Below are 19,359 nucleotides of genomic sequence, written 5' to 3'. Positions count from 1 at the left end.
CTTATTTCAACCACCTAGCAGGATTTTGAGCCACGCCCTTATGACGAATATCGAAATAAAGCCCCGACTGGCGTTGGCCGCCTGAGTTGCCCACAGAGGCAATAACTTGCCCTGCCTTCACCCTGTCGCCCTTGCGGACGTGAACCGCCTGGTTATAGCCATAAGAGGTCAAATAGTCGTTCCCATGGGAAATAACCACCAGCGGGCCATAGCCATTGATCCACTCGGTGTTAATAACCCGCCCGTCTGCAATGGCTCGCACAGGCGTGCCGCTTGGGGCTTGAATCACAATCCCGTGCCAGTAGCCACCAAACTGGGTGACGATTTTGCCGCTCACAGGCATTGGATATTGTTTAGCTGCTTTGCCCAAGCCCGTGCCGCTGCTGGTTTGTGCCCGAACCTGTTGCTTAACTTCTTGTTTTTCCTTCTCGGTCGCTGCTCGTTTTTCCTCGTTGTTCTTTTTCTTTTCTAGGTTGGCCAGGGCTTGTTTTTCTTGGCGTTCGGCCTCTTGCTTGGCCTCTTTTTCGGCCTGGGCCAGGCGGTTGCGTAGGGCGGCCTCGTTGCTTTTCAGGGCATCAAGGCGGTCGGCATCACGTTCTAGGGTTTTGTCGATGGAACGAATGGTGGTTTCACGCTCGGCCTGCACCTTTTTCAGATCCTTTTCCTGTTTTTTCTGGGCATTGAGCTGGGTTTGTTTGCCGGCTTGTTGGGCCTTGAGGGCATCACGCTGCTCCTTAAGCTGGGCCTGGGTGCGGCGTAGGGCTTGGATGGTTTCCACCCGAATCTGGTTGATATGCTCATAATAAGCCCCCATGCGGTCGGCCTCCTTGGCATCGTCAGACAAGAGCCGCTCCAAAATGGAAGGGTGGATGCCCGAGCGGTAGGCCGAGTCTAGCTGTTCCTTGAGCCGCTCTTTCTGCTCCTTTTCCTGCTTTTCAAGGGCCTTGATTTCCTTTTCGGTGGTGGCGATGGTCTTGCGGATCTCGCTAAGGGAAAGTTCGGTTTCCTTCAAACGGTTGATAACCTTATTCATCTCCGTTTCTTGGCTCTTTAAGGTGGATTGCAGGGCATCACGCTTTTTACGCTGCTCGGCAATCTTGCTCTGCTGGGCTTTAATCTGTTCTTGAATCTTGTTTAGGTCGTTGGCTTGCAGGCTGGGGGCTGCGGCCACAAGGCCTAAGATAAGAGAATAGAGGGCAATTTTTTTCATCTGTGTTTTCCAAAATCTTGAAACTGGCCTTATTGTATTATTTTGTTTGCGAAAGATCAGCTTTTATCAAAAATATATTCAAAACCGCCCTGATTTTGGTATAGAATTGGGGCAGTTTTATTTTCAACCATCCAATGAGGAGTCTTTTATGGAACTAGTCTTTATTCGTCACGGTTTCAGTGAGTGGAATGCCAAAAACCTATTTACAGGCTGGCGTGATGTGAATTTAACCGAGCGTGGCGTGGAAGAAGCCAAGTCTGCGGGTAAGAAATTATTAGAAGCGGGCTATGAGTTCGACATCGCTTTCACCTCTGTTTTAACCCGTGCCATTAAAACCTGTAACATCGTGCTTGAAGAGTCCAACCAACTTTGGATCCCACAAGTCAAAAACTGGCGTTTAAACGAGCGTCACTACGGTGCTTTACAGGGCTTAGACAAGAAAGAAACTGCTGAAAAATACGGCGATGAGCAAGTCCACATTTGGCGTCGTTCTTATGATGTATCCCCTCCAGATTTAGATCCAGCCGATCCAAATTCTGCCCATAACGACCGTCGTTATGCCAACCTGCCAAAAGATGTGGTGCCAAACGCAGAAAATCTCAAAATCACCCTTGAGCGTGTGTTGCCATTCTGGGAAGATCAAATTGCCCCAGCCCTGCTTTCAGGCAAACGTGTTTTAGTCACCGCCCACGGTAACTCACTTCGTGCCTTGGCCAAACACATCATCGGTATTTCTGATGAAGAAATCATGGATTTTGAAATCCCAACAGGCCAGCCATTAGTCTTAAAATTAGACGATAAATTAAACTTTATTGAGAAGTTTTATTTATAAGCAAACCTAACATAAGATAGCGCCAGCCTCCAGGCTGGTGCTGATAATTCATTGATATATAAGGCACCAGCCTGGAGGCTAGCGTCATCAGTGAAGCCTTGTTCTTATTTCATTCGCTGCCCCAAAGGGGCGGAATTATATTTAACCTAGGGTAACTTGTTACCCTAGGTTTATTTACTTGGAACCCCTATGTCGCTTCGACAAACCCAGCGGACGGTTGCCTTTTTACGGGTGCTGATTTTCGCCCTGTCCGCCTTTATTTTTAATACAACAGAATTTATCCCTGTGGCGCTCTTGTCAGACATCGCCCAGAGCTTTGATATGGCCGTCTCCCACACGGGCCTGATGATTACGGTTTATGCCTGGGTGGTATCCCTGGCCTCGTTGCCCTTTATGCTGGCCACCGCCAAATTAGAACGCAAGAGCCTCTTGATTAAGCTCTTTGCCATTTTTATCGCCAGCCATATTTTAACCGTTTTTGCCTGGAATTTCTGGGTGCTACTGCTGGCTCGAATTGGTGTGGCCCTAACTCACTCGCTTTTTTGGGCCATTACGGTCTCCTTGGTGGTGCGGGTGGCGCCTAAAGATAAGAAACAACAGGCCATTGCCCTGCTATCCTTGGGCAGTGCCTTGGCCATGGTGCTGGGCCTGCCGCTGGGGCGGATTATTGGCCAGGAGCTCGGTTGGCGGGCCACCTTTGGCTTAATTGGGCTGATTGCTTTTGTGGTTATGATCTTGATGATCAAGCTCCTGCCTCATTTGCCTAGCAAAAATGCAGGATCGCTGGCCAGCCTGCCAGTCTTGGCCAAACGGCCTATGCTGCTGGGCCTTTATGGGGTGACAATGGTGATTGTGTCGGCCCATTTTACGGCCTATAGCTATATTGAGCCTTTTGTCTTGCAGGTCAGCCAAATGGCAGCCAGTACTGCAACCTTCTTGCTCTTGGTTTTTGGCCTGTCTGGCGTGGTGGCTAGTGTGCTCTTTAGCAAACTCAGCCCAAAATTCCCTAATGGCCTGCTTATCAGCGCCCTGGCAGGCCTGGCCTTATGCCAGTTAGCGCTTTTGCCTTTTAGCCAATACATGGCGGCCATTTTTGCCCTGGTTTTTGTGTGGGGAATGTGTTTGTCTTGCATTTATTTGTCCCTGCAAATCCGTGTGCTACAGTTGGCCCCTGATGCCACCGATGTAGCCACCGCTATTTTTTCAGGTATCTTTAATATCGGCATTGGCGGCGGGGCGCTGATTGGTAACCAGGTTATGCAGCATTTGGGCCTGCCCCAAATTGGCCTGGTGGGCGGGGGCTTGGCCTGCTTGGCTCTGATGATTTTTGTGGGGCTGAAGGTGTGGGTGAGGCCGCCTGTATTGATTAACTCAAGATAAATTTCTTGATGGCGCAAGCGCCCATGCTTGTGCCTTATCGCTTAAAACCTTAGCACCAGCGAAGACGCTGGCGCTATCATAAAATGGAAAGGAAAAACAATGCGTTCTCTCTTGCCTTTTTTACGCTTATATCAAAACCACCTAGGGCGTTTGAGCCTAGGCATTATTTTAGCCATCACCAGTCTGGCGGCCAGTATCGGCTTGCTTAGTCTGTCGGGTTGGTTCTTGGCGGCTTCTGCCTTGGTGGGGTCGAGTTTACTCTTTAACTTTTTCTACCCTTCATCAGGCGTGCGGGGCCTGGCCATTGGGCGGACGGTGTCCCGTTATTTTGAACGCTTGGTCACCCACGATGCCACCTTCCGAGTCCTGGCCAATTTGCGGGTGGCTGTCTTCCGCAAGCTCATTCCACTTAGCCCCGCAGGCCTAAACCGCTACCGCAATAGCGAATTGCTTAACCGATTGGTGGCCGATGTCGATACCCTCGACACTCTCTATCTCAACCTTATGTCGCCCTTTATAAGCGCCTTTGCCGTCATTGCCTTTATGGGCCTGGGCTTGAGCTTTATTTCCGCACAGCTTGCCTTGGTGATTTGCGGCAGCCTCTTGCTCCTGCTGGCCATTTTTCCGACCCTTTTCTACCGCCTAGGCCAGAAATCGGGCAAGACCGTGGTGCAGGCTCGAGCAGCCTACCGCAGCCAATTTATTGAGTGGATCCAGCTTAATGCCGAATTTTTGCTCTTTGGCCTACAAGAAAAGGCCAGTGATAAACTTCGCCAAACTGAACAAGAATGGTTAGCTGCTCAAAGCAAGGAAAGCCAGCTATCTGGCCTGTCCAATGCCTTGCTGATTTTGGCCAATGGTATTTTGGTCTGCCTAACCATTTGGTTGGCGGCCACTTCCATCAATGTGCCAAGTGCGGACAACCCTGAAGCCCTGATTGCCCTGGTGGTCTTTTGTGTCTTGGCCTCACTTGAGATCCTTATGCCCATTGGGATTGCCTTCTTGCATTTAGGCCAGGTGATTACAGCGGCAGAACGCTTGAGTGAAATTACCGAACAAGAGCCATTAGTCAAATTTGAGGGCAGGGCAGATTGGCAAGAAATCAAGGAAAATCAAGCGCTTGTGGTTTTTGAGAATGTTGATTTTGCCTATCCCCAGGGCGAGCAGGTCTTACATAAAATGAACTTTCAGATCACAGCAGGTCAAAAAGTAGCTATTTTGGGCAAGACGGGCAGCGGTAAATCGACCATTTTCCAGCTCTTAACCCGCAATTACGACCCAACAAGCGGCCAAATTTGGCTCAATTCTTGCAAAATTAGCGATTACCCTGAAGCCACCTTGCGCCAACATACGGCCACCCTCAGCCAGCGGGTACATATTTTCAGCAGCAGCCTGCGGGATAATCTCAAGATGGGCAAGCCTCAGGCCTCCGATCAAGAATTGGTTGCAATGTTAGAAAAGGTGGGGCTGGGTTACCTCAACCAAGAAACTGGCCTAGATTTATGGCTGGGCGAGGGTGGCAGACCGCTTTCAGGCGGGGAACAACGCCGCCTGGGCCTGGCCCGCCTGCTCTTGAGTTCAGCAGAGATCTTGCTTTTAGACGAACCCACAGAGGGCTTGGATAGAGAAACGGAACAGCAGATCCTCAAGCTCATCTTAGCCCACAGCCAAGGTAAAACCCTCTTGATGATTACCCACCGCTTAAATGGGCTGGACGCCTTTGATCAGGTTTTAAGGGTGGATAAGGGCGAATTGGTGTAGCCCTTATATGTTTATTTAAATGAGGATTGTTATGCAAGAATACGCTTCTTTATCTCAGCTTTTGAGTGAATTAAATTCGCTTTCTTCATCAGAATGGCTTTATGCCAACATAGATGTATGGAATACAGATCCCAAAAACTGTGCTTTTTATTATATTAGCGATGATTATATAGATAGCTTAGAGGAATATGAGATCTATTTAGATGATGAAGATCTTGAAATGCCACTAAGGGTTAAAAACTTACATTTACGCACTTGGATGACGGTGGGGGATTTGGCTCATATTTATGAAAAAAGTGATAAGGATATTGATAGCCTTATAAAAGGAATAAATTTTTATAGAGAATTTGATGATTTTTTATAGAGGCAACAGATGTTTTATACTTATCCTTCAAACACGTAAGCGAGTATTCTTCAGTTAGAGCAAGATTTGAATTTTGTTCTCTCTCGGTTATAAGCAATTTTTATTAACGTATGGTGGCTTAGCGGTTAGAGAAGAAAGCAAAGCTACGCTGAGTTTACAGTAGATTTTCTTGATGATAATCTTATTGATATCTCTACCATCTTTGATATCCCCTCTTTGCTTGACTACAATGCAGAATATTTAGAAGAAAGGCATAGTAGACAAAATAGTTGCTGATTCGTCAAAAACTATGCCAAGTGGACAAAATAGTTGCTAATGTTTATTTTCTAAAATGTTAGCAGCTATTTTTATTCAAAAAATCCTTTATAAACATGGCTTTATGTTTTTTGCTTAATCCATTATGATTATTTAACTGTCGCTTCATATGTTTAAATAGCCCTTCAAGCCTATTTGTTGTCCTTTCTATATTTAAATCTGACCGTTCTTCAAAAGTAAAATAAATATTTCATATACCATTTAAGGCTTGCATAAGCCCCTCTAACACTACGATGCTTATAAGGTAAATATCCCTTTTCATTTGGCTTATCACTTCTTTCTTTTAAATACTCTTCATGTTTTAAATGCCAATAATGAAGGCGTTTGTAAAATTCATTTTTTGAACTCTCTACCAGTGTTTTTGCAATAATTTTTAATTCTTTTCCCGCTTGTGATTGATGCTTCTTCCTGAGTTTTCTCATCACTATTGCAACCATATGGAATTGACACATCTGTACAGGTGCATTGAACAAGTCCTTCATCAGGCCTCGCCTACCATCACAAGTAATGGATTGTATTATATAGCTTTTTTCTCTCAATCTATTAAGTGCCAGCTTATAGTAAACGTCTTTTTCTGTTCTTACAAAACAGTGAAATACCACTTTCTTTGTATGAGAATCCATTAACACTAATACGCCGAAATTACGCTTAAAAAAGGTAGTGTCCATAATTATATTAAGCGATGTGCTTTGAGGTGGATGTAATAATGTTTTAGGGGCTTTATCAATATATCTTTGGATTGTTCTAACCGAACAATGATACTTATTGGCAAGCTGTTGATAGGTTTGTTTTCCTGAAGTGTAATCATCCCAGATCTTTATTGGATCTAATTTCTTATGATGGGTAAAGGTTTTATTACATTGATTACAATAATAACGCTGAATATTATTTTGTTTGCCATGTTTCTTGATATTCGTGCTTTGGCAGAAAGGGCAGTTTTTTGTTCATTTTTCAAAAAGGGGGCTTAAAGCCTTGTACTATAAGGCTTTAAGCCACTTTTTAGCAACTATTTTGTCTACTATGCCAGAAGAAATTAAGAATAACCTTGATTGCATTATTATCGCAGAAGATTCAGGAGGGAATTTCTTTTTATTAGACAAGTTAGGCAAAGTTTATTATTGGAATAGAACCTTTCTTCACGAGTATAGTTCAAATAAAGAACGAAAAGTACCAATATCTTCTTCTGATGAAGAAAATGATCCAGTACTTATTTATGTACTTTTTAATGACTTTAACGATTTTTTTGCTCTTGTAGAAGCGGCCTGCAAAGCACAAAACAGCTCCTTGAAAAGTGATAATTTGTAATATTTTCAAATAAATTTACCAGAAAAATTGTCCTATATACCAAATTTACAGGGGGCAATGCCCTTGAATATTCGTATCGATTATGATGAAGTTGCTGTCGGTAAGAAGTTATAAAAGAAATAACGGCCCAAGCTCCATTTTAGGAATACCAAAGGTTTCTGGATAATGCACTTCCACCAAATACAAACCTTCCGCCTTGGCAGTAGGCGCAGCCAATGTGCGATCTTTTTGTTCCAGCAGCCACTTGGCCCATTCAATGGGCTGTCTGCCGGCACCAATTTCAATCAAGGTGCCGACAATATTGCGTACCATGTGATGAACAAAGGCATTGGCCTGAATATCGACAATAATATAGTTGCCTTGGCGGGTGACATTAAGGTGGTGAACATTGCGCCAAGGGCTGTGGGACTGGCACTTGGCAGCACGGAAGGAGGTGAAATCATTTTCGCCCAATAAGTCTTGCCCTGCTTGGTGCATTTTTTCATGGTCAAGCGGAATATGGTAGTGGGAAACCCCTCGGGTAGGATGGCCGAACGTAGATTGTTGTTATAGATAATGTAACGATAACGGCGGGCTGTCGCACTAAAGCGGGCGTGGAAATCTTCAGGCACTTCAGCCGCCCATTTGACGGCAATATCCGCAGGCAAATGCGCATTGGTGCCAAAACACCAGCTTTGCAGGGGGCGGATGGCCGCTGTTTCAAAATGCACTACCTGGCCTGTGCCGTGTACACCTGCATCGGTGCGGCCGGCACAAAAGACTTCAACAGGAGAGTTGGCCACAATAGAAAGCGCCTCTTCCAGTTTTTGTTGTACGCTTGAAACGGCTTCCTGCCGCTGCCAGCCAAAGTACTGGCTGCCATCGTATTCAATGCCTAGGGCGATTTTCATAGCAATTTACCCAATTTTTCCTTGTAGTGACGGCGGCAGACTGAAAGATAGGTGTCGTTGCCGCCAATTTGGATCTGATCGCCATCGGCAATGGCCTGGCCTTCTTCATTCATGCGAATAACAAAGTTTGCCTTGCGGCCGCAATAGCAGATGGTTTTGAGTTCTTCTAGCTGATCGGCCCAGGATAAGAGATAGCGGCTGCCTTCAAAGAGTTCTGCCTGAAAGTCAGTGCGTAAACCATAACAAAGCACAGGAATATTGAGCCTATCCACCACTTCGCTTAATTGAGAGACCTGTTGCTTGGTTAAAAACTGGGCTTCATCAATCAAGATACAGTGCAGGGTTTGCTGGCTTAAATGCTGGGAAATATCGGCAAACAAGTCGGTATCTGCCCTAAAAAGCAGGGCTTCTTGCGAAATCCCAATGCGAGAGGCTACCTTGCCTACGCCATAGCGATCGTCAATAGCCGCAGTGTAAACTAAGGTGTTCATGCCCCGTTCTTGGTAGTTATAAGATGATTGCAGCAGGGTAGTGGACTTGCCTGCGTTCATGGATGAGTAGTAAAAGTAAAGTTTTGCCATAGCCTAAAAGAAAAACGGCTAACTTGTGATTAGCCGTTTATCGTCAAAAAAGATTAAACGTTGTCGATTTGACCTAAAAGTGAACGTAAACGCTCTTGCCAGTTGTGGTGCTCGGCCTTGAGCTGATCATTTTCTTGGCGAAGGGCCTCATTTGAGCGGTTGGCGTCATCGTTTTTGCCCTTTAATTCTTCGATTTCGAGTTGAAGTAATTGGATGGTTTCAACAGCTTGTTTAATTTTGTTCTCGAGTTGGTCTAAAATTTCAACTGACATAAGGAGTTCCTCTAAAAAATTGTATGAAGTGGGTTGATTATACCTAAGTCAGACAGGCTTTTCATCGAAAAGTTTGGCATTTTTGACAAAAAATTTGGCCTGGGATTAGGGGCTGTTGATGTTTTAAATATATAAAAAAGAAAAGTTATCTAATCTTTTATCCCCAGCACGGCAGAGCCGTACTGGGTTAAGCATGGTTGAGCAGCTTTGCTGCTCTTCAGTACACAGCCCCAAAGGGGCTGAATTATGCGTAACCTAGTACGGCTCTGCCGTGCTAGGCAATAAATAGATTGATTTTATGCTGGAAACATCAATAGACCCTAAATCCGTGTAAGGGCTATGAGAATAAATCATCAAGGGTGGTATCTTTGATTTTATGTGGTTCACTCAAACGTTTTTTAACCAAGATATAAAGCTCTGCTTCTTCATCCGTCATAATGACCTGCTTTACAGGCATTTTTCCCGTATCAGCAACGTAAGCTAAAAAGCTACGAATAGCGTCAGACGGACTAAGACCCAGGTTATCAAAGGCTAAAAAAGCTTCTTGTTTAATTCTATCATCAACACGGATATTTAAGTTTGCCATATTATCTCCTAAAGTTTTTCTCTAGTGTAAAACAAACGTAAAACAGCTGCAAGCGATATTCAATGAAGAACAAGCGGTCATTTTTCTACAAAAATCTGCAAATTCAAAAAAATCATTAACGCAACCGTTTGCCAGCCTGATAAAATAGAAAAAATTTAATGTGAGGTAAAAAATGAAACGTACACTTTCTTTTGAGTTTTCCCGTGTCACTGAAGCAGCAGCCTTGGCGGCTTATAGTTGGTTGGGGCGGGGCGATAAAGATGCAGCAGATGCCGCAGCGGTCAAGGCCATGCGGCTCTTGCTTAATCAGATGGAAATTCGTGGTGAAGTCGTGATTGGCGAAGGGGAGATTGATGAGGCACCTATGCTCTATATCGGCGAGAAAATCGGCCGTTCAGCCCCTGAAGACGAGGAGGTGACCATTGCGGTTGATCCCATTGATGGCACCCGTATGACCGCCATGGGCCAGGCCAATGCCCTGTCAGTCTTGGCTGCAGGCGGGAAAAATACCTTCTTGCAAGCCCCCGATATGTATATGGAAAAACTGGTGGTGGGGCCTGAGGCCAAGGGCATGATTGATTTAAGCCTGCCTTTGGAACAAAACCTGCGCCGAGTGGCCTCTAAAAAGGGCAAGCTCCTGTCTCAACTGACTGTGGCAATCCTGGCCAAGCCCCGCCATGAAAAGGTGATTGCCGATATTCAGCGTTTGGGTGTGCGGGTCATGGCCATTCCTGATGGCGATGTGGCGGCAGCCGTTCAATGCTGCCTGCCAGATGGAGAGTTGGATTTGCTCTACGGCATTGGTGGTGCGCCTGAGGGCGTGGTAGCTGCCGCTGCGGTGCGGGCCTTGGGCGGGGATATGCAGGCCCGCTTGCTTCCTCGTAATCAGGTTAAGGGCAACTCCCCAGAGAACTTGGCCCTGGCTGAAAAAGAACTGGCTCGCTGTCAGACCATGCAGGTGGCGGTCAATCAGGTCTTGAAACTAGAAGAGCTGGTGCGAGATGATAATCTGGTTTTCTGTGCTACAGGCATTACCAATGGCGACTTGCTCAAGGGCATCCACCGCAAAGATAACACGGCCACCACAGAAACCCTACTTATTCGGGGTAAGAGCCGTACCATTCGCCGCTTGCAGTCCTTCCATTATTTAGATCGCAAGGATACGGATTTGGCGGATTTGTTGGATCTGTAGGGGCTAGAACCTGCCATCAGATATTTTAAATCATTTATTGAAGCGAAAAGGTGCAGTATTGGCACCTTATTCCAAGAGGAAAATCATGCAAAGCAAACCAACCCTAGACACCATTCTTGCCCACCGTTCCATCCGTAAGTTTACAAACAAACCCATTGCACCAAATATCATGCAAACCCTCTTAGAGGCGGGTAGTCGGGCGTCCACTTCCAATAATCTGCAATGCGTATCGGTTATTCGAGTAACAGATGCAGCCCTGCGGGCAGAATTGGCCTCTGCTTCGGGGATGAAATATGTGGCCGAGTGTGCCGAATTTTGGGTCTTCTGCATAGATTTTCAAAAGCACAAGCAGATCTGCCCAAATGCCCAACTAGATTGGGCTGAGGTTAGCCTGATTGGGGCGGTGGATACGGGGATTTTTGCCCAAAATGTCCTGCTGGCGGCAGAATCTCTTGGTCTGGGTGGGGTCTATATTGGCGCCCTGCGTAACCAAATTGAGCAGGTGGCAGATCTGCTCAAACTGCCCCAATATTGTGTGCCGCTGGTGGGCTTGTGCTTGGGCTATCCCGCTCACGATCCTGCCCTTAAACCTCGCTTGCCTCAGGCTCTTTTTTGCTATGAAAATGCCTATCCTGAAAACTTGGACGAGCAGGTTTTGGATAGCTACAACCAAACCCTGAGCCAATATTACCTAGAGCGAACAGGCACAGCATTAGTCTGGCAAGCGGGCCTGGAAAAGGCTTTGAACCAGCCGGTTCGCCCCCATATTTTGCCCTTCTTCCACAAGCAAGGCTTGCTCAAAAAATGAAACTGCTAACCCTTTGCCGAGAACCTCGCCTTTATAGTTGCCAACGTTTAAAGGCTGCGGCGGCTGAACGTGGTTGGGATATGGATATTCTGGATCCTAACCGCTGCCAGTTGCTTCTTCAAGAAGGTCAGCTAGCCCTTTACTACCAAGAGGGCGAGGCGTTTTGCAAAAATCGCCCCCAACCCTACCGCTTGCAGGGCTATACTGGGGTCTTGCCCCGCTTTGGCACGGCCAGTACCCAAATGGGCCTGAATGTGCTGCGTCATTTGGAAGGGCAGGGCATTCCTGCCTTGAATGGCGCTCAAGCCTTTGGTTTGGCTCGGGACAAATGGCAGAGCCTGCAAGCCTTGGTGGTAGCTGGTTTGCCCGTGCCGTCAAGTGCCTTGATGGGCGACCTCTTTAACCCTGCCCAAGGGCTTGAGGGATTGGGAGAAGCTTGTGTGATCAAGACCTTATCAGGCTCCCAGGGGGTTGGAGTTATTTTAAGTGAACGTCCATCAAGTACGGCCAGTATATTAGACACCCTGAAACAGGCCCAGGTAGATTGCTTAGTCCAAGCCTTTGTTGAGGAGGCTCAAGGAGAGGATATTCGGGCCTTCGTGGTGGGCGGTAAAGTGGTGGCGGCCATGAAGCGAATTGGACAGGCAGGCGACTTTCGGGCCAATATCCACCAGGGCGGCACGGCAGAGGCCTTGATTTTGAGTAGGGAAGAGGAAAATATCGCCTTAAGAGCAGCCCAGGCAATCGGCTTGGATGTGGCGGGGGTAGATTTAATTCGTTCCCATCATGGGCCCATGGTGCTGGAGGTCAATGCCAGCCCTGGCCTTGAGATGATAGAGCAGGTTAGCAAAGTGGATATTGCTGGGCTTATGATTGAACATCTCTTGCAAAAAATTGACTAAAGCGAACCGCTTGTGCTTAGGGAGTATTGCCTCCCTCAGCCCTTAAGTATTATCCAGCACCAGCCTAGAGGCTGGCGCTATCTTTTTAACCCAACGAGAACGAAATGAAAAAAAACATTTTCGCTGCCCTGTTTGGCAGCCTCTTATTAACCGCCTGCTCCAGTGATAATGGCCGTTTTGATGCGCTTGATATGTCGGCTACCTATCCGAAAAGTCGGGATCTCCAGCATTTTAACGACTATGTAAACTTTCTCAAAAGCAAGGCTGCGGGCCAGGGGGTATCAGCCTCTACCCTTAATCAGCAGGGCCAAATTAACTATATTTATCGGGCGGTGCAGTTAGACCGTGAACAGGCTGGCAGACGGCGTGATCCTAGCCTGCCTCCGCTTCCACCTAATCCTAATGGGGTAACTAATTATCTTAACAAGGTCTTAACCCAGGCCAAGGTCAATAAGGCGGTGGAACTCTGGTGGCAATATCAGCCGCAACTAACCAAGGCCAGCCAAAAATATGGCGTGCCTCGGGAATATTTGATGGCCCTGTGGGGCATGGAGAGCAGCTTCGGCCGCTATCAAGGCAATTTTGATGTTCTGTCTGTGCTGGCCACCCTAGCCTTTGACGGCCGTCGAGAAAAGCTTTTTGCTGGTGAGTTTGTTAATGCCCTGAAGATGCTAGATAATAAAACCCTGACCCGGCAGGAAATGAAGGGCTCTTGGGCGGGTGCCATGGGCCAAACTCAGTTTATGCCGACCTCCTATCTCAAATATGCCCAAGATGGGAACCGTGATGGCAGAAAGGATATTTGGAAGGAGCATTACGATGTGTTTGCCTCCATTGCCAATTACCTCTCCACTGTGGGCTGGGATAAAACCCGCCCTTGGGGCGTGGAGGTTAAACTGGCCCAACCGATGGACTTGAGCCTGTCAGGCATTGAAGACAACAAGGCCAAGAGCCTGGCCCAGTGGCAGGCCTTGGGCCTCTATGTGGCTTATCCAACCAGTCAAGAAATGACCAAGTTGGCAGCCCTAAACGGCACCAAGCTCTGGCTAGTTCGCCCAGATAAGGAAGCAGGCCGAGCCTTTTTGGTGTCCAATAATTACCGTACTTTAATTGACTGGAACCGCTCCAACAATTTTGCTATTAGTATTGGTAAGTTTGCAGACCGTATTCAGGCGGGTGTGGGTTTGTAAGGCCTAGCAGGCAATATAAAAAGCCTTGCTCATATTCCGAAAAGAAGCATGAGCAAGGCTTTTATTTATTATGCTTTAATTTAGAAGTTCCGCAAAAAATCCTTCTTTTTCCAGCCCTTCAAACCTGCCCTGCTGGACAATCTGCCCCTCCTTCATGACCCAAATTTCATCGCACTGTTTCAAGTCTTCAATGCGGTGGGTGATCATGAGCCGAGTGTGCCCGCCGCTTAAGTTATGCAGGGCTTCCAGCACCGCCTGTTCAGACTGCATATCTAAACTGGCTGTTGGTTCGTCTAGTAAAAGCAGTTGATAAGGGCGGAGCAGGGCACGGGCGATAGCAATCCGCTGGGCCTGGCCGCCGGAAATGCCGGCATTGCTGTCCTGCACTTGGTGATCCAGGCCTAGACGATAGACAAATTCATCAGCCTTAGACAGGGCCAGGGCCTGGGCGATTTGGTCTTGGCTGGCCTCTGGGTTGCCCAGGAGAATATTGTCCTTGAGGCTACCCTTGATGAGTTGGGGGTTCTGCCCCACCCAGGCTAAGTTGGCCCGCCAGGCCTTCATATTTAGATCTCGTAATTCCACGCCATTGACTAATACACTGCCTTCATAAGGCAGGAAGCCCAGAAGCATATTCATGAGTGAAGTCTTGCCCGCCCCGCTTTGGCCGACCAGGGCCACCTGTTTTTGGTTGGTTAGGCGGAAGTTAAGGGCCTGAGTCAGGGCCTTGCCTTGGGGCGAGAGAATCACACAGTCCTTGGCTTCAATCACAAGCGGTTGGGATGGGTCAAAATCTTGCAAGCCCTGGTTTTGGGTGATGATGTCTTCATTTAAGAAGGTTTCTAGGGCATCAGCGGCGGCCACGGCGGCAGCCTTGTCGTGGTAGTAAACGCCCAGTTCCCGCAGGGGCTGGTAAAATTCTGGAGCCAGCATAAGGGCGAAGAAGCCGATAAAGAGGCTGACCGGCAGGCCGTAGGAGCCGAATTCCAGGTCGCCCAAATAGGTAAAGCCGAAATAAACGGCCATAACCGCAATGGAAATGGCAGTGAAAAATTCCAGCACGGCCGAGGACAGGAAGGCCATTTTGAGCACATCCATGGTGCTTTGGCGAAATTCCTCAGTGCGTTGGTAGATTTGCTGGGTTTGGCTTTCTGCCTGGCCGAAGAGACGGATGGTTTCCAGGCCCTTGAGGCGGTCTAGGAATTGGCCACTTAGGCGGGAAAGCACCCCGATATTACGCTGATTGGCCTCGGCTGCCTTAATCCCTGCCAGGGCCATAAAAAGGGGCAAAAGCGGCAGGGTGGCGAAGAGAATGATACCCGCTGCCCAGTTAAGCGGGAAGATGACACAAAGAATCAGAATCGGCACAATCAGGGACAGAAACTGTTGTGGCAGGTAGCGGGCATAGAAGTTGTGCAGGTTTTCCACCTGTTCTAGCATAATGGTGGCCCAGGAGCCGGCCGGCTTTTGGTTAATGGTCATAGGGCCGACTTGGGCTAACTTCTTGATAACCTGCTCCCGCAGATGTAGCCGCAGGGTCTGGCCTGCCTTAAAGCCAGCACGTTCCCGCAGCCAGGTCAGAAGCGCTCTGCCTGCAAAACAGGCCAGGAGCAGGCCAAGCAGGCCCATAAATTGGCTGGGGCCTTGGTTTTCCATGATCATACGGTGCAAGATGGTGGCTAAAAGCCCCATCTGGGCAATCATCAGGCCGCCACTGATACTGCCCAACAGCACATTGAGCATGAGCCATTTTTTGACGATTTTTTGTTGGCCTCTCAGCCATTTTTGCAGGTGTTTTTGTCTTTGTTTATCCATTAGTCAAACTCAAAACTATAGAAGAGATCCACCGCCTGATTAACGCTGGACATCCATTGTAAATAAAGGCTTGGAGCCAGGCGGTAGCGTAGGGTTAATTCAGTCAGCGGGGCGAAAATCCCCACGCCATATTTTACCCTAAATCTTGGGTTAAGGCTGCCACTGACCACCACCTTGGTATTATCGCCAATCCCGGCGGTGGTTACGCTCAAGTCGTTAATACCAAAGGCCGAACCAACCCCACCCACCAGTTTGGAGCTTTTCGACAGGCTTAGGCCAATGAGGGCGGCGGCAATGGAGTTGCTGGACGCACCATCGCTGTCTAGGCCGCGGCCTGTCATAATGTAGGACAGGGCTTCATTTTGCGACATGGCCGGTTCAGAGAAGATCTTGACCTCAGGCGAATCGGCAGAGCCAGTCACCCGTACCCCTGCGGTCACATTTGGATCTTCAATGGCTTCAGGGTTACGAATGGCCTCAATGTTAAGGCTTGGCTGGGATGGCAGGCCGGCAAAGTAAATCACGCCCTTGCGGATAACCAAATCCTGGCCGAAGGAGGCAAAGCTACCGTTTTTCAGGTTCACTTGCCCATACAAGCCTAGGCCTCGTGAGCCTTGGCGGACGTTGATCTTGCCGACCAACTCGGTTTTAAGGCCATAGGCTGCCAGTCTGACATCATCACCGATATTGATTTCCACATTGCCCCGCACGGCCATGCCGGTATTAGGTTGCGGCAGGCTTTGGGCAATTTGGGCGGCGGTGCGTTTGGTGACCGATCTGTCCATAATCACCTCATCGCTGCTGACTGCAACGGCGCTGTCTGGCAGTTCTTCCACCTCAATTCTGGCCCATGGAATATCAATTTTGCCCTCTAAGAGCAGTTCTTTAGGGGTGGCCGTCACCCGAATGTTGGGGCTGACATCCACCTTAGCCATATTAGGCACATCTACCCTAAAGCGGTTGGCCTCGGCACTGATTTGGGTGTGCCAAGCATCCAGCCGTTTCCAGTCGGCATTGCCCTTGAGTTTCAGCTCGCTTTCCTTGGTCTTGATGCTGCCGGTCAGGGTGGAGCTGGTGCCGTGGAAGTCGGCACTCAGCCCGCCGCCAATCACCTCAAAGGGCATAATATTGGAATGGGCACTAAGCTGGCTCAAACTCAAGTTGCCCAAGAGTAGAGGGGCAGTGGCATTGCCGCCCAAGCGCAGGCGGGCATTAAGGAAGCCATTGACGCGGTCGCCTGGGGTGAGCAGAGGGGCCAAGAGTTTCAAATCTAGCTTGTCGATATTGACATTGCCAGAAAGTTGGCGGGTTTGGGCCAGGTCTTTAATTTGGACATCGGTGTCAATCTTGCCATTGTTGTCAATGCGAATATCAGTGTTGAGCCTTAACTCGTTATTGGCCATATTGGCCTTGATTTTGACTGGGGTCAGGCTAAGCGGGAAGATCTTGCCCTCCAGCTTTTGAACCACCTTGATGGCCTGGGAATTTAGCTCCACATTGACTTCAGGAGCCTTGTTCTTAAACCAGGCCGCATCGCCCTTGGCAGAGACCAGGCCACTGATTTGGGTGTTATTTTCTAGATAGTCCTTGAGGTTGGCCAGATCAAAGGCCTTGATTTCAAAGGGAACCTTGCCCTCCACACCTGCCTTAAAGGCCTGCGGGAAGCAGATATTGACCAGTTTCGGATTATTCCAGCAGTGGGCAGAAATATCAGCCATAATCTGCTTGTTGTTATAGCTGACATTAACCGATTGGCTGTTTTTCCACTCGCCCACTGGCGATTGGACGGCCACATTGCTGAGCTGGCCCTGCCAAAGCTCTTGCAAGCGGTCAAATTTGCCAGAAATTTGCAAATTTGCCCCCACAGGCTGGCCCTTGGAGGTCAGCTTGAGGGTGTGGTTTTTCTCGCCGCCTGAAGCCGTCAGATTGGCCTGTTCAATCTTGATCTCGCCCAGGCTAAATTGCTTGAGGCCAATTTCCAGATCGCCTAGGATTTCTTTTTGGGTGGTGATCTTGCCCTTGGCAGTTAGGTTTTGCAGCTTAAGATCATCATAGCTGACATTGCTAGCGGTGAGATCCAAATCTAAATTGGGTTCAGTCACCTTGCCAGAGAGCTTGATAAGCCCGTTGGCACTGGCTTTCAGATTAGGCACCAGGCCAGCCAAATTAGGCGCCTTGATGTCGGCCTGAAAGTCAGATTTATCGCCTAAGATACCCTTCAGCCCAATGCGGTTTTCCCCATAAATCAGGGTGGCACCTGGCACATTGAGCAGGGTTTGGTGGTTGGCGGTCAGCTGGCCTTGCAGCTGCAAGGCTTTTTGCATGAGTGTGCCCTTTAAGTCCATTTGGCCGACCTCAACCGACCAGGCCTCGCCCTGATCGCCTCGGCCAGCAAAGCCTTGGGTGGCTAGCTTGCCTGACAGAGTGGCAGCCCAGTCTGGCAGGATGGCCTTGGTGTTGAGGCTGTCGAGCTTTACCTCGCTTTGCCACTCAACCCCGTCTGTCCAATCCACTTGGCCTGCCAGTTGGCCCTGGCCGTCTAGTGCCTTGAGGGTCAGATCTTCAATTTGGAAGTGGGTGATTTCCCCCTGGCCCTTGATGCTTAGGCTACTTGGCGGCAGGCCCATACCTGCGGCCTTGACGCCGCCCTTGAGTTGGTAGTTAAGCAGGTTGCCTGATAAATTTAGGTCTAAATTGCTCAGTTTCAGCCGGTCTTGGCCCTTTTCAGGCATAAAAGGGTAGGCCAGTTCTTGGCTTGTCAGCTCAAGCGTAAAAGGTGTTTTAGGCTGGCTTAACTGAACCTGGCCTTTAAGGTCGGCCTTGACTGCCCCTTGGCTGGCCAGGGTCAGTTGAGTACTGCCAAAGAGTTCCCCCGACAGCTTTAAATCGGCCTGGCTGGCCGGGATTTTTTGCTCTGGGAAGGCAGGCGAATCAGCCTTGATCTCAAAGGCAAGCGGGTAGGTTCCGCTTAAATTTAGCAAACCCTGGCCAGACAGATTGCCTCGGTCGGACTTGACCTCAAGGGTGTCCAGCTTGATTTCTTGGGCATTAGAATGGGCAACCAAGTCTGCTGAAGCAACCTTGACAAGGCTAGTCGGTGCAATCAAGTCGCCCTTTTCATCACGGGTTTTCTGTTCAATGTTGATGTCTTTGGCACTGAATTGCGGAATAGCAAAATCAAGCGGCAGGACGATAGGCTCCAGGGGCTTTAAGAGGGGTTGGGCCAGTTGTGCCTTGATGGCCGCCCAGTCAATCGGCTCCCGCTTGGGTGGATTTGCAAGTTTTTGGGCTTTTTCAGCCGCTTGTTGGACTGCTTCTTCGGCAGTTTGGCTAGGAGCAAGTGATAGGGTCAGGCCCTGGACTTCGGTTGGGGCAAGGGTAATGAGCTTACCCTGGCCAGACACGCCCGAGCGGAAATGAGCCAGGCTTAGATCCATCTGATCGACTTGAAGCTGGAGGTTATCAACAGACAGGTTTTTAAGGGCAACCCCAATGGGCAGATTGATTTCACCCAAAGGCTCGGAATTTTCCTTGGCTTGGGAGGGCGGCAGCTTGCTGGTGTCGATGATGATTTTGGGGTTTTTCAGGGCTAGATTTTCTACACAGGCCTGTTTGTCCAGCAGGCAGGCAAAGCCGATATGCAAATCAGCTTCGGCCACATTAACATTCACACCCTCAGTCACAAATTGGGTGTTTTTCAGGCTCAAGCCCTCTTGCAGGCTGCCTTCAATTTGACCAATGGCCAGGCCATCAACCCACTTGTCTGCCCAGCCCAAGGCCGTGCGTTGGCCGTAGCCTGTGGCCAAGAAAATGATGGGTGCGAGGGTTAAAATTAAAAGCACAAGCAAGAAATAGCCCAGCCAACGCAGTTTGCTTTTCTTTTTGGTGGGCCTTGGTGTGCTTGTCGTTGTGCTTTCTTGATCGGTTACTGGGGTGGTTTCTGTCATAATCACCTT

General features: G+C 48.6%; 15 protein-coding genes and 2 pseudogenes. 9 read left to right on the top strand and 8 right to left on the bottom strand.

Translation table 11 applies throughout. The annotated features are described in order from the left end of the window. Position 1: 1 nt before the first annotated feature. Positions 2–1,210: a hypothetical protein gene (locus A4G20_07370; protein ID QIW16161.1), complete on the bottom strand. Its 1,209-nt coding sequence runs from the start codon at positions 1,208–1,210 to the stop codon at positions 2–4. A gap of 148 nt (positions 1,211–1,358) precedes the next feature. Here A4G20_07370 and gpmA point away from each other — a divergent pair, with 148 nt between their 5' ends. The 4 genes from gpmA to A4G20_07350 all read left to right on the top strand — a co-directional run bounded on the left by gpmA (position 1,359) and on the right by A4G20_07350 (position 5,547). Beyond that, positions 1,359–2,042 (top strand): phosphoglyceromutase, encoded by a 684-nt coding sequence (gene gpmA / locus A4G20_07365; GenBank protein ID QIW16160.1) that lies wholly within the window; start codon positions 1,359–1,361, stop codon positions 2,040–2,042. A 189-nt stretch (positions 2,043–2,231) separates the two neighbouring features. After that, positions 2,232–3,422, top strand: a complete 1,191-nt coding sequence (locus tag A4G20_07360) for a sugar transporter (protein ID QIW16159.1) — start codon at positions 2,232–2,234, stop codon at positions 3,420–3,422. Positions 3,423–3,521: 99 nt separating this feature from the next. Beyond that, positions 3,522–5,183, top strand: coding sequence for a cysteine/glutathione ABC transporter ATP-binding protein/permease CydC (locus tag A4G20_07355; protein QIW16158.1), 1,662 nt, complete (start codon positions 3,522–3,524; stop codon positions 5,181–5,183). A 31-nt stretch (positions 5,184–5,214) separates the two neighbouring features. Then, positions 5,215–5,547, top strand: coding sequence for a hypothetical protein (locus tag A4G20_07350; protein ID QIW16157.1), 333 nt, complete (start codon positions 5,215–5,217; stop codon positions 5,545–5,547). Positions 5,548–5,881: 334 nt separating this feature from the next. Here the strand turns inward: A4G20_07350 and A4G20_07345 are convergent. Beyond that, positions 5,882–6,677: pseudogene (locus tag A4G20_07345) on the bottom strand (transposase). A gap of 157 nt (positions 6,678–6,834) precedes the next feature. Here A4G20_07345 and A4G20_07340 point away from each other — a divergent pair. Next, positions 6,835–7,167 (top strand): hypothetical protein, encoded by a 333-nt coding sequence (locus A4G20_07340; protein ID QIW16156.1) that lies wholly within the window; start codon positions 6,835–6,837, stop codon positions 7,165–7,167. Between the two features lie 108 nt (positions 7,168–7,275). Here A4G20_07340 and A4G20_07335 read toward each other — a convergent pair. The 4 genes and pseudogenes from A4G20_07335 to A4G20_07320 all read right to left on the bottom strand — a co-directional run bounded on the left by A4G20_07335 (position 7,276) and on the right by A4G20_07320 (position 9,496). Continuing rightward, a pseudogene (locus tag A4G20_07335) lies at positions 7,276–8,057 on the bottom strand (tRNA pseudouridine(38,39,40) synthase TruA). Beyond that, a complete protein-coding gene (locus A4G20_07330) occupies positions 8,054–8,638 on the bottom strand; it encodes a thymidine kinase (protein ID QIW16155.1) in 585 nt (194 codons plus the stop codon). The pseudogene A4G20_07335 and the gene A4G20_07330 overlap by 4 nt, the downstream one beginning before the upstream one ends. 53 nt (positions 8,639–8,691) lie before the next feature. Then, a complete protein-coding gene (locus tag A4G20_07325; protein ID QIW16154.1) occupies positions 8,692–8,910 on the bottom strand; it encodes a cell division protein ZapB in 219 nt (72 codons plus the stop codon). A 337-nt stretch (positions 8,911–9,247) separates the two neighbouring features. Further along, positions 9,248–9,496 (bottom strand): bifunctional antitoxin/transcriptional repressor RelB, encoded by a 249-nt coding sequence (locus A4G20_07320; GenBank protein ID QIW16153.1) that lies wholly within the window; start codon positions 9,494–9,496, stop codon positions 9,248–9,250. 172 nt (positions 9,497–9,668) lie between these two features. On the opposite strand from A4G20_07320, the gene A4G20_07315 reads away from it, so the two are divergent. The 4 genes from A4G20_07315 (at position 9,669) to A4G20_07300 (ending at position 13,588) form a co-directional block, all read left to right on the top strand. Further along, positions 9,669–10,688 carry a fructose-1,6-bisphosphatase, class II gene (locus A4G20_07315; GenBank protein ID QIW16152.1) on the top strand — a complete coding sequence of 340 codons (1,020 nt, stop codon included), beginning with the start codon at positions 9,669–9,671 and terminating at the stop codon, positions 10,686–10,688. Positions 10,689–10,773: 85 nt separating this feature from the next. Continuing rightward, positions 10,774–11,496: a nitroreductase A gene (locus A4G20_07310; GenBank protein QIW16151.1), complete on the top strand. Its 723-nt coding sequence runs from the start codon at positions 10,774–10,776 to the stop codon at positions 11,494–11,496. Beyond that, positions 11,493–12,398 (top strand): ribosomal protein S6 modification protein, encoded by a 906-nt coding sequence (locus tag A4G20_07305; protein ID QIW16150.1) that lies wholly within the window; start codon positions 11,493–11,495, stop codon positions 12,396–12,398. The genes A4G20_07310 and A4G20_07305 overlap by 4 nt, the downstream gene beginning before the upstream one ends. Positions 12,399–12,502: 104 nt before the next feature. Then, a complete protein-coding gene (locus A4G20_07300) occupies positions 12,503–13,588 on the top strand; it encodes a lytic transglycosylase (GenBank protein ID QIW16149.1) in 1,086 nt (361 codons plus the stop codon). 75 nt (positions 13,589–13,663) lie between these two features. On the opposite strand, the gene A4G20_07295 is transcribed toward A4G20_07300, so the two are convergent. Beyond that, positions 13,664–15,403, bottom strand: a complete 1,740-nt coding sequence (locus A4G20_07295; GenBank protein ID QIW16148.1) for a thiol reductant ABC exporter subunit CydD — start codon at positions 15,401–15,403, stop codon at positions 13,664–13,666. Further along, the gene (locus A4G20_07290; protein ID QIW16147.1) at positions 15,403–19,350 is read right to left on the bottom strand and encodes a tubulin-binding protein; all 3,948 of its coding nucleotides are present in this window, start codon (positions 19,348–19,350) and stop codon (positions 15,403–15,405) included. Before A4G20_07290 ends, A4G20_07295 begins: the two co-directional genes overlap by 1 nt. Positions 19,351–19,359 lie beyond the last annotated feature (9 nt).

The sequence above is a fragment of the Pasteurellaceae bacterium RH1A genome, from assembly GCA_012221805.1.
Classification (GTDB): Bacteria; Pseudomonadota; Gammaproteobacteria; order Enterobacterales; family Pasteurellaceae; genus RH1A.
This window is presented reverse-complemented; position numbering and strand designations above follow the sequence as displayed.

Bases quoted from the DNA above. Each gene is read 5' to 3' on its own strand.
- A4G20_07370 (QIW16161.1), bottom strand. From the start codon at position 1,210: ATGAAAAAAATTGCCCTCTATTCTCTTATCTTAGGCCTTGTGGCCGCA.
- gpmA (QIW16160.1), top strand. From the start codon at position 1,359: ATGGAACTAGTCTTTATTCGTCACGGTTTCAGTGAGTGGAATGCCAAA.
- A4G20_07360 (QIW16159.1), top strand. From the start codon at position 2,232: ATGTCGCTTCGACAAACCCAGCGGACGGTTGCCTTTTTACGGGTGCTG.
- A4G20_07355 (QIW16158.1), top strand. From the start codon at position 3,522: ATGCGTTCTCTCTTGCCTTTTTTACGCTTATATCAAAACCACCTAGGG.
- A4G20_07350 (QIW16157.1), top strand. From the start codon at position 5,215: ATGCAAGAATACGCTTCTTTATCTCAGCTTTTGAGTGAATTAAATTCG.
- A4G20_07330 (QIW16155.1), bottom strand. From the start codon at position 8,638: ATGGCAAAACTTTACTTTTACTACTCATCCATGAACGCAGGCAAGTCC.
- A4G20_07325 (QIW16154.1), bottom strand. From the start codon at position 8,910: ATGTCAGTTGAAATTTTAGACCAACTCGAGAACAAAATTAAACAAGCT.
- A4G20_07320 (QIW16153.1), bottom strand. From the start codon at position 9,496: ATGGCAAACTTAAATATCCGTGTTGATGATAGAATTAAACAAGAAGCT.
- A4G20_07315 (QIW16152.1), top strand. From the start codon at position 9,669: ATGAAACGTACACTTTCTTTTGAGTTTTCCCGTGTCACTGAAGCAGCA.
- A4G20_07310 (QIW16151.1), top strand. From the start codon at position 10,774: ATGCAAAGCAAACCAACCCTAGACACCATTCTTGCCCACCGTTCCATC.
- A4G20_07305 (QIW16150.1), top strand. From the start codon at position 11,493: ATGAAACTGCTAACCCTTTGCCGAGAACCTCGCCTTTATAGTTGCCAA.
- A4G20_07300 (QIW16149.1), top strand. From the start codon at position 12,503: ATGAAAAAAAACATTTTCGCTGCCCTGTTTGGCAGCCTCTTATTAACC.
- A4G20_07295 (QIW16148.1), bottom strand. From the start codon at position 15,403: ATGGATAAACAAAGACAAAAACACCTGCAAAAATGGCTGAGAGGCCAA.
- A4G20_07290 (QIW16147.1), bottom strand. From the start codon at position 19,350: ATGACAGAAACCACCCCAGTAACCGATCAAGAAAGCACAACGACAAGC.